Here is a 9851-nt window from a genome sequence, read left to right as displayed (position 1 = left end):
TGAGCCGATGAGGAGCGTAGCGACGAGGCGTGTCGAAACCTCTGTCGGCCGAGCTCGTCACCGTGACCACTGTTGAGGCGGTCACCACCAAACGCACGCTGCGGAGATTTCGACTCGGGTCCTCGCTTCGCTCGGTCCCGGCTCAATCAGCAAGAAACGGTTGGTGGTTGAGCCGATGAGGAGCGTAGCGACGAGGCGTGTCGAAACCTCTGTCGGCCGAGCTCGTCACCGTGACCACTGTTGAGGCGGTCACCACCAAACGCACGCTGCGGAGATTTCGACTCGGGTCCTCGCTTCGCTCGGTCCCGGCTCAATCAGCAAGAAACGGTTGGTGGTTGAGCCGATGAGGAGCGAAGCGACGAGGCGTGTCGAAACCTCTGTCGGCCGAGCTCGTCACCGTGACCACTGTTGAGGCGGTCACCACCAAACGCACGCTGCGGAGATTTCGACTCGGGTCCTCGCTTCGCTCGGTCCCGGCTCAATCATCGAGGGGGGACCGGCTCGATCATCGAGGGGGGACCGGCTCGATCATCGAGGGGGGACCGGCTTGATCATCGAGGGGGGACCGGCTTGATCATCGAAGGAGGACCGGCTCAATCAGCAACGGGCCGTTGGCGGTCGAGCCGATGGGGGAGAGTCGTCAGGACGCGCGTTGCGGCAGCACGATCAGGCGGCCGTCGCGCTCGAAGATGTCCACCGGGTGGTCGTAGATGTGGGCCAGCAGGGTCTCGGTCATCACCTGGCGGGTCTCGCCGTAGGCGACGATGTGACCGTCCTTCATCAGCGCGACCCGATCGGCGTAGGCCGCGGCGAGGGTCAGATCGTGGACCACCAACAAGATCGTCGCCCCGGACCGCCGATGCTCGGTGAGCACCTGCAGCACCTGCTCCTGATGACGGATGTCGAGGGCGGCGGTCGGCTCGTCGAGCATCATGATCGGGGTGTTCTGGGCCAGCGCCCGGGCCAGCGACACCCGTGCCTGCTGGCCGCCGGACAGGTGCGGGAACGGCCGATTGACGATGCCGGACAGGTCGCAGCGGTCGATCGCCTCGGCGATCATCCTCGGCGAGTCGGCGGCCTGTGGGGTCCGCAGCCACGGGTAGCGACCCATCGATACCACCTCGCCGACGGTGAACGGCGTGTCCACCCGATTGTGCTGGGTGACCAAGGACCGCAGCCGGGCCCGGTCACGCTCGTGCGTGTGCGCGATGTCGGTGCCGTCGAGCAGGACCCGGCCCGTGCGGGGTTTGCGCATCCCCGACAGCACCGACAGCAACGTCGACTTGCCGCAACCGTTGGGGCCGACCAGGGCGACGAGCTCGCCCGGGCGGATATCGAGGTCGACCCCGGCGAGGATCGTCTGGTCGCCGAAGGCCACCTCGACGCGCTCGCCGACGATCCCGGCTGACGGATCGGGCGTCCGCAACGGCGGCACGAGGTCCGCGAGATCTGTGGGGATGCCGCGATCGGTGGCGTCGGCGGGGTTCACGGAATCGGTCACGTCAGAATCCCGCTCCCGCGTTGCGGTTGCGGCGCAACAAGATGAAGAACACCGGGCCGCCGACCAGCGAGGTGAACACCCCGAGGGGGAGGTCGGCGCCGCCGAGCACGGTGCGTGACGCCAGATCGGCCGCCGCCAGCACCAGTGCACCGCCGATCACGCTGGCGGGCAACAGCACCGCGTGGCGGGGACCCACGATCAGCCGCATCACGTGCGGCACGACGAGGCCGACGAAGGCGATGATTCCGGTGAACGCGACGGCCGCGGCGGTGAGGATCGCGACCAGTACGATCGCCTGTCGTCGCACCACCTCCACCTTCACGCCGAGGGCGGCGGCCTGGATCTCGCCGAGGGCGAGCAGGTCGAGTTTGTGGACCAGGGCCATGGCGGCGGCGATCCCGGCCACGGCCAGTGGCAACGACACCCACACCGCCGTCCATGATGCCCCGGCCAATGATCCGAGCTGCCAGAACACGATCTGCTCGCGGGCGGCGGTGGTGGCCACGAAGGTCAGATACGAGATGATGCCCAGGGCGAAGGCGTTGACCGCGATACCGGTGAGTACCAACATGATCGGTGACGACGCACCGTCGCGCAGCGACAGTACGTAGACGCCGGCGGTGGTCAGCAGGGCGGCCACGAACGCGGCCCCGGCCATCGCCCAGTCGTTGACGCCGACACCGCCGATGACGATCATCACGCAGGCACCCACCGCGGCCCCCGACGAGACGCCCACGACACCGGGCTCGGCCAACGGGTTGGCCAGCACACCCTGCATGAGACATCCGGCCGCGCCGAGCGCGGCGCCGACGACGAGACCCAGCACGATCCGCGGGAACCGCACCACCCACAGCGTGTGCTCACCCTGCGGGTGGGTGGGCAGCGACCCGAGGTCGAGGCCCCAGTGGTGGGCGATGCTGCCCAGGACCTCCATCGGCGGGATGGGGATCTGGCCGATGGTCGCCGAGAAGAGGGCGACCGCCGCGGTCGCGACCAGCAGCACCACGATCACGATCGGTCCGGACACCCGGCCGTGCGGGCGAGGGGCGCCGGGCTTCACGGATGTCGTGGTGGGGGAGGTGCTCATACGTAGATGGCCTTCACCAGCGCGGCGAGGACCTGGCCGACATCCGGCCCGAAGGACAGGACCTCGGTCTCGTCCATCTGCACGACGCGGCGGGCGCGACCGGCGTCGGTGGCCGCGACACCGGGCAGGGCGAGCACACCGTCGAGACCGCCCACCGAGCCGGCCCCCTGTGTCATCACCAGGATCACCTGCGGGTCGGCCTGCAACAGCTTCTCCGCCGTGACGGCGGTGAAGGCCGAGGTGAACCCGCTCGCGGTGCCGGCGTCGACACCACCGAGGTTCGTGATCAGATCGTCGGCACCGGAGTCGGGTCCGGCGATCAGCACCAGTCGCGGCCCGCGGATGTAGAGGAAGGCCATGCGAGGATGGCCCGACGGGTCCGGGACGGCCCGCTTGGCCGCGTCGATCTGCGATTGCGTCCGCGCGACGAGCTGCTCACCGGCCGGCACCACGCCGAGTGCCGCGGCCACCGACCGGATGAGGGTGGGTGTGGACGCGACGGTGCGCTCGGAGGTGAACTCCACCACCGGGATTCCGGAGTTGCGCAGCTGGTCGATCGCCTGGCTCGGGGTGGTGCCCTCGGTGACCAGCACGACCGACGGGTTCAGTTGGAGGACCTTCTCGGCGTTGAGCTGGTGCCCGGTGTTGGACACCAGGGGCAGGTCGGCAGTGGCGGGAAAGACGGTGGACGTGTCACGGCCGACCACCTTGCCGCCCAGCCCCAGCGAGAACACGATGTTCGACAGCGTCGCGTTGCGGTCGATCGCGATGATCCGGCCGACGTCGGTGACGGTGGTGGTGCCGTGGCCGATCGACGGCACCGTGACCGGGAGGGTGACCTGCGGATCGGTGGTCACCGGCACGACGTCGGCGGAGGGCAGGTCGGCGGTCTGCGGACCCGAGCGCAGGGTGGCGGTGGCATCCACCGACGCGCCGGACGACTCGATCGGTGCGGTGCTGCACCCGGTGACCACCACGATCATCGCCGTGGTCAGGGCGGCGAACAGACATGTCGTCAACCGGTTGCGCCGACACACTGGGGAACCTCCGCTCGTCTGGGGTGACGCCGCGGGATCGGACGCACCCCTGGGAATGTTGCTTAGTCTAACCTTGGTCACCGGGGTGGCCGCGCTCCGTCCGGGCTCACCGAGCCCAGACGATCACGCGCCGGGCCCCGGGCCCGCGCGGCAGGGTGACACCCACACCGGCCCATGCGGACGGCCCCTAAGCTGAAACGCATGACAGTTCGCGCTCCACTGAAACCCGGCACGCCCACGCCCATCCGCGAGGTGCCCGACGCGATCGCACGTCCCGAGTACGCGTGGAAGCCCACCGTCAACGAGGGCCATGAGCCGTGGGTGCAGACCCCCGAGGTGATCGAGAAGGTCCGGGTGGCGAGCAAGATCGCCGCGAATGCGCTCGCCGAGGCAGGGAAGGCGGTCGCCCCGGGTGTCACCACCGACGAGCTCGACCGGATCGCGCACGACTACATGATCGACCACGGCGCCTACCCGTCGACCCTGGGCTACAAGGACTTTCCCAAGTCGTGCTGCACCTCGCTGAACGAGGTGATCTGCCACGGCATCCCGGATTCGACGGTGATCGCCGACGGGGACATCGTCAACATCGACGTCACCGCCTACATCGACGGCGCGCACGGCGACACCAATGCGACCTTCCTGGCCGGCGAGGTGTCCGAGGAGGCCCGTGAGCTCGTCGAGCGCACCCGAATCGCCACCGAACGTGCGATCAAGGCGGTCAAGCCGGGCCGCGAACTCAATGTCGTCGGCCGCGTGATCGAGTCCTACGCCAACCGCTTCGGATACACCGTGGTCCGCGACTTCACCGGTCACGGGATCGGGGAGACCTTCCACAACGGGCTGATCGTGTTGCATTACGACCAGCCGAACGTCGAGACCGTGATCGAGCCCGGCATGGTCTTCACCATCGAGCCGATGATCAACCTCGGCGGACTGCCCTGGGAGATGTGGGACGACGGATGGACGGTGGTGACCGCCGACCGCCGCTGGACCGCGCAGTTCGAGCACACCATCGTCGTCACCGACACCGGTGCGGAGATCCTCACCCTGCCCGACGCGTGAATCGGCGGGCCGCGCTCGCGGCCCGCCGTTCAGGCCGGTTCACGAACACGGACCGGCTCGTTGATGCTGGACTCGGTTCCGCCGTCGCCGAGTTGGCCCTGGCTGTTGAGGCCCCAGCAGTAGAGCTGCGCCGTGGCCACCGCGCACAGGTTCACCGAGCCGGACGTGAGATCGGTGACCCCGCTGATCCCGCTGATCTGCGCCGCGGTGTGGTTCGACGCGCTGCTGCGGGATCCCCAGCACCACACGTCCCCGCCGCTCGCCGACGCGCATGCCCCCGAGATCACCGTGGCGATCTGTCGGGCGCCGCCCACCCCGCCGACGCGGACGGGGGTGCTGCTGGATTGTTCGGTGCCGTTGCCGAGCTGCCCGCTGCCGTTGGAGCCCCAGCACCACGGGGTGCCGTCGGCGATCGCGCACATCGAGTCCAGCCCGGTGTCGATCGCGGTGACTCCGGTCAGTCCGGACACCTTGGTGGGGGTCTTGCGGACGGTGGTGGTGCCGTCACCGACCTGGCCCTGATCGTTCTTGCCCCAGCACCAGGCGGCACCGTCACCGGTCACCGCGCACGTGTTGTTGGTGTTGGCGCTCACCGCGCGGACATCACTGAGCCCGGAGACCTTGGTGGGCGTCTTCTGGAATCCCGCGGCGGCCGGGTCGCCGGTCTGCCCGTAGACGTTGTTGCCCCAGCAGTAGAGATCACCGCCGCTGATAGCGCAGGTCGCGAGTCCGACGCTGATCGCCGATACATTGCGAACGCCGTCCACCCGGGTGGGCGTGGTGTACTCCGACGGCGCGCCGCCGACGAGGTTGGCCCCCCAGCAGTAGACGTCGCCGTCGCTGATCGCGCACGCCGAACCGAGACCGCCCAACGCGATGGCCGTCACGTCCGCCAGTCCGGAGATCCGGGTGGGGGCCGGGCGGCTGGTGGTGGTGCCGTCGCCGAGGGTGCCGCGATCGTTGCTGCCCCAGCAGTACACCGACCCGTCCCGCAGCGCGCAGGAGGACTGGCCGTCGGTGGCGATCGCCGCCCACTGGCCTGCCGCGACCGCGGTGGAACCCGACGGGGTGCCGGAGGTGGACGGATCGACCTGCGTGGTGTCGGCGGCCCGAGTGTCCGAACCGCCGGAGTTCGCCGCCCACACCGCGATCCCGGTGATCGCGGCCACCAGCAGCAGCACGCCCGCGGCGGCGCCGACGATGAGTCCGGTGCGGTTCTTCGGCCCGCCGGTCGGTGGTGGCGCCGGCGCGGATGGCCGCCCGTACTGCGGGTTGGGCGGTGGCGTCTGCCACGCCGGATGAACGGTCCCCGGATACGGGGCCACGCCCGGCGTCGGCGAGCCGGGGGCGCCGGGCTGCACCGGTGGGATGGGCTGGACAGGTGGGTTGGGCTGGACGGGCGGGATTCTCTGGATCGGGGGTGTGGACAGGGTCTGGGTGCCGCGCGGTCCCATCGGACCACCGACCGCGGTGGCGGCCACCGGCGGCAGACCCGTCGATGCGGCGCTCAGCGCCGCGGCGAACTCGCGACACGAGCCGAACCGGTCGGCCGGATTCTTGGCGAGGGCCCGGCGGAACACCGGGTCGAGACCGGCGAGGATCGGGGCACGGTCACCGATCCGCGGGATCGGAGCGGTGACATGTCCGGTGATCAGAGCGCCCGGGGTGTCACCGCGGAAGGGGGTGGTGCCGGTGAGGAGTTCGAAGGCGGTGCACGCCAATGCATACTGATCCGAGGCGGGCCCGGCCGCTGCCCCCGACAGCGTCTCGGGTGCGGCGTAGGTCAGGGTGCCGATGAAGGCGTTGGTCGCGGTCATCTTGGGTGCGTCGATCAGCCGGGCGATCCCGAAGTCGAGCACCGTCACCCGGTCCGGATGCCCCTGCTCGTCCCGCGTGATCACGATGTTCGCCGGTTTGATGTCGCGGTGGATGACGCGTCGGCCGTGGGCGTAGTCGAGCGCCGCGGCCGCACGCGTGACGATGTGGTCGACATCGGTGGGCGGCAGCGCCCCGGAACCGCCCAGGTCGGCGCCGTCGAGGTAGCGCATGGTGAACCACGCCGACCCGCTCTCGACGCCGTAGGCGTAGACGGTGACGATCCCGGGATGGTCCAGCGATGCCGCGGTCCGAGCCTCGTTGGTGAAGCGTTCACCGAAGTCCGCGTCTCCGGTCGGCGAGACGATCTTGAGGGCCTCGCGCCGGCCGAGTGCGGGATGCTCGACCAGATACACCTGCCCCATGCCGCCGGCACCGAGCAGACCGATGACCCGGTATCCGGCGAAGGCCGAACCGGGTTCGAGCGATGACACGATGGTCCGGCCCCCTCCCAGGACTTCCGGTCCGGCGATCTCGCCGGCCCCGGATGATTCGCGGCCCACACTATCGGGTCGGCGCGCACACACCCTGTCGCACCGCGTCCGCGTGCTTCGAATACCCGACACCAGACGGGTCGTCCCGGCGCGTCTACCCTGACCGTGGTGAGCGGTCTGCGGGGTGCGTTGCTGGTCGGCGGGACCAGCTCGGATGCGGGAAAGAGTCTCGTCGTCGCGGGCCTGTGCCGGGCGCTGGTGCGGCAGGGCGTACGGGTGGCGCCGTTCAAGGCCCAGAACATGTCCAACAACTCGGTGGTCACCCCCGACGGTGGGGAGATCGGGCGGGCGCAGGCCTTCCAGGCGTACGCATGCGGCCTGGAACCGTCGACCCGGTTCAACCCGGTCCTGCTCAAGCCTGGTGGGGACCGGCGCTCGCATGTGATCGTGCGGGGGCAACCCGCCGGAGACGTCGGTGCTCGTGACTACATCGCACGCCGCGCGCATCTACTGGACGTCGTCACCGACGAACTCGCCTCCCTGCGAACCGATTTCGACGTCGTCATCTGCGAGGGAGCGGGGTCGGTCGCGGAGATCAACCTGCGATCGGGCGACATCGCGAACCTCGGGCTCGCCCAGGCTGCGGATCTGCCCGTGGTGCTGGTCACCGACATCGACCGCGGCGGCTCGCTGGCACACCTGTTCGGCACCACCGCGATCCTCGGTGCCGCCGACCAGGCCCGGATCGCCGGATATGTGATCAACAAGTTCCGCGGTGACGTCGGCATCCTCGAACCCGGCCTCGACGAGCTGCAGGCGTTGACCGGCCGGCGCACCCTCGGGGTGTTGCCCTTCGACACCGGACTCTGGATCGATGCCGAGGATTCGCTGGCCTCACCGGTCGGTCGACGCGTCGGCCCGCCGCACGACGTGATGCCGGTGTCGGGTCCGCGGCTCTCGGTGGCCGCGATCCGGTTGCCACGGATATCCAACTCCACCGACGTCGAGGCCCTCGCCTGCGAACCCGGCGTCGACGTGATGTGGGTCGACGACCCCGCATCGGTGCGCGCCGCAGATCTCGCCGTGCTGCCCGGCACGCGCGCGACCCTGGCCGACCTGGCGTGGCTGCGGGAGCGGGGCATCGACGTAGCCCTGGCCGATCGGGCCGCCGCACGACGACCGGTCCTCGGGATCTGCGGCGGGTTCCAGATGCTGGCCCGCAGCATCGACGACCCGGTCGAGGCCATCGGCACCGCCCACGACGGTCCGGTGCCGGGGCTGGGACTGCTCGACCTCGACATCGTGTTTCACCCGGACAAGGTGCTGCGACAGGTCACCGGCAGGGGCGCGATCGGAGCTGCGACCGAGCACAGGATCGGGGGATATGAGATCCACCACGGCCGGGTGGTCCGATCGCGAGAGCAGCCGTGGATTCGTGACGACGTCCACGGCATCGAGGGGGCCCGGAGCGGATCGGTGGTGGGGACTCACTGGCACGGGCTGCTCGCCTCGGACGAGTTCCGTCGCGCATTCGTGCGCGAGGTGGCGGTGGCTGTCGGCAAGCCCGGCTTCATCACCGCCCCTGACCTGCACTTCGGCGCAGTCCGCGCCGCGCAGGTCGACCGGATCGCCGACCTCGTCGCCGAGTCGCTCGATCTCGATGCGGTGTGCGACATCATCGGCCGCGGTGCCGACCCCACACTTCCCGAGATCACCCACGCGCTGGGTCCCGGCGGGCGCTGAACGGGCCGCTCGTCGCCGACCACCGGTGGTGGTCGGCCGGCGAGCGGGTCGGGCGTGGTGGCGATCACCTAGGCTGGACGCGTGGACACGGAACGACGTGCTGTGGATGTGGGTGGGTTGACCTTCGAGGTCGAGGTCGGGGGACCGGATCGCGGTCCATGGGTGATCCTGTTACACGGATTCCCGGTGAACAGTTCGTGCTACGCCGAGGTGGTGCCGCGGCTGCACGAGTCCGGACTGCGCACCATCACCGTCGATCAACGCGGCTACAGCCCGGGTGCACGGCCCCAGGCCGTCGACGACTATCGGATCGACAATCTGGTCGCCGACGTGATCGGTGTGCTCGACGCCCTCGGGGTGCACTATGCGCTGCTCGTCGGGCACGACTGGGGATCATTGGTGGCATGGCATCTCGCCGCCCGCCATCCCGGTCGGTTCACCGGCCTGGTCGCGGTGAGCGCCGGGCACCCGTCTGCCGCCCGAGACGCGCTGAAAGTCGGCGACCAACGTGAGAAGTCGTCCTACATCAAGGATTTCGTCGCCGAGGGGGCGGCCGAGAAGCTGCTCGCCGGCAGCGGTGCGCTGCTGCGGCGGGCCGGTGTGACCGCCGACGAGATCACACCGCTGACCGAGCCGGGCATGCTCGACGCCGCCCTCAACTGGTACCGCGCGAACTTCACCGGCGACATAGCCAAGACCATGGCGTGCGCTCCCGTCGAGATTCCGACGACGATGGTATGGGGTGACCAGGACAGCGTTCTCGGCCGCGAGCAGGCCGAACTCAGCGGCCGGTACGCGTACTCGGAGTTCCGCCTGTGCGTGCTCCCCGGCGTCGATCACTGGGTTCCCGAGAACGCGCCCGCCGCGCTCGCCAGCGAGATCGCGCTCCGCTCGACGGTGTTCTGAGCGGGGGTCTCGCTCCGCTCGACGGTGTTCTGAGCGGGGGTCTCGCGCCGGTCGGACGGCCTGTGGCAGCGGCTGGTTGACCCCTTGAATCCGCCGAGCGACGAGGTGTGTCGAAACCTCTGCCGGCCGGGTTCGGCGACCCGGCCACCGCTGAGGTGGTCGCCACACCACGGAAGCGGCGGAGATTTCGACTCGGGTCCTCG

General features: G+C 69.7%; 7 protein-coding genes. 3 read left to right on the top strand and 4 right to left on the bottom strand.

The genetic code is table 11. From position 1 onward, the window contains the following. Nucleotides 1-640: 640 nt before the first annotated feature. From ACWDUA_RS04045 to ACWDUA_RS04035, 3 genes are all read right to left on the bottom strand, one after another. On the bottom strand, nucleotides 641-1435 hold the full coding sequence (locus tag ACWDUA_RS04045) for a heme ABC transporter ATP-binding protein (RefSeq protein ID WP_449749725.1): 795 nt from the start codon (nucleotides 1433-1435) through the stop codon (nucleotides 641-643). Nucleotides 1436-1502: 67 nt separating this feature from the next. Then, nucleotides 1503-2588, bottom strand: a complete 1086-nt coding sequence (locus ACWDUA_RS04040) for a FecCD family ABC transporter permease (RefSeq protein ID WP_449749691.1) — start codon at nucleotides 2586-2588, stop codon at nucleotides 1503-1505. After that, complete coding sequence (locus tag ACWDUA_RS04035) at nucleotides 2585-3571, bottom strand: heme/hemin ABC transporter substrate-binding protein (RefSeq protein WP_449749724.1); 987 nt, start codon at nucleotides 3569-3571, stop codon at nucleotides 2585-2587. Before ACWDUA_RS04035 ends, ACWDUA_RS04040 begins: the two co-directional genes overlap by 4 nt. 255 nt (nucleotides 3572-3826) lie before the next feature. Between ACWDUA_RS04035 and map the strand changes: the two genes are divergently transcribed. Beyond that, nucleotides 3827-4690: a type I methionyl aminopeptidase gene (gene map / locus ACWDUA_RS04030; RefSeq protein WP_449749690.1), complete on the top strand. Its 864-nt coding sequence runs from the start codon at nucleotides 3827-3829 to the stop codon at nucleotides 4688-4690. A 29-nt stretch (nucleotides 4691-4719) separates the two neighbouring features. Here the strand turns inward: map and ACWDUA_RS04025 are convergent, their stop codons facing one another. After that, nucleotides 4720-6999, bottom strand: a complete 2280-nt coding sequence (locus ACWDUA_RS04025; RefSeq protein ID WP_449749689.1) for an RCC1 domain-containing protein — start codon at nucleotides 6997-6999, stop codon at nucleotides 4720-4722. Nucleotides 7000-7167: 168 nt separating this feature from the next. On the opposite strand from ACWDUA_RS04025, the gene ACWDUA_RS04020 reads away from it, so the two are divergent. Beyond that, entirely contained in the window at nucleotides 7168-8742 is a 1575-nt protein-coding gene (locus tag ACWDUA_RS04020) for a cobyric acid synthase (protein ID WP_449749688.1), read from the top strand. A 102-nt stretch (nucleotides 8743-8844) separates the two neighbouring features. Further along, nucleotides 8845-9648, top strand: a complete 804-nt coding sequence (locus ACWDUA_RS04015) for an alpha/beta fold hydrolase (RefSeq protein ID WP_449749723.1) — start codon at nucleotides 8845-8847, stop codon at nucleotides 9646-9648. The last annotated feature ends 203 nt before the right edge of the window (nucleotides 9649-9851 follow it).

It is taken from the genome of Gordonia sp. NPDC003376, assembly GCF_053589235.1.
Note: the sequence above shows the minus strand (reverse complement) of the source record. Positions and strands in the feature narration are given on the sequence as shown.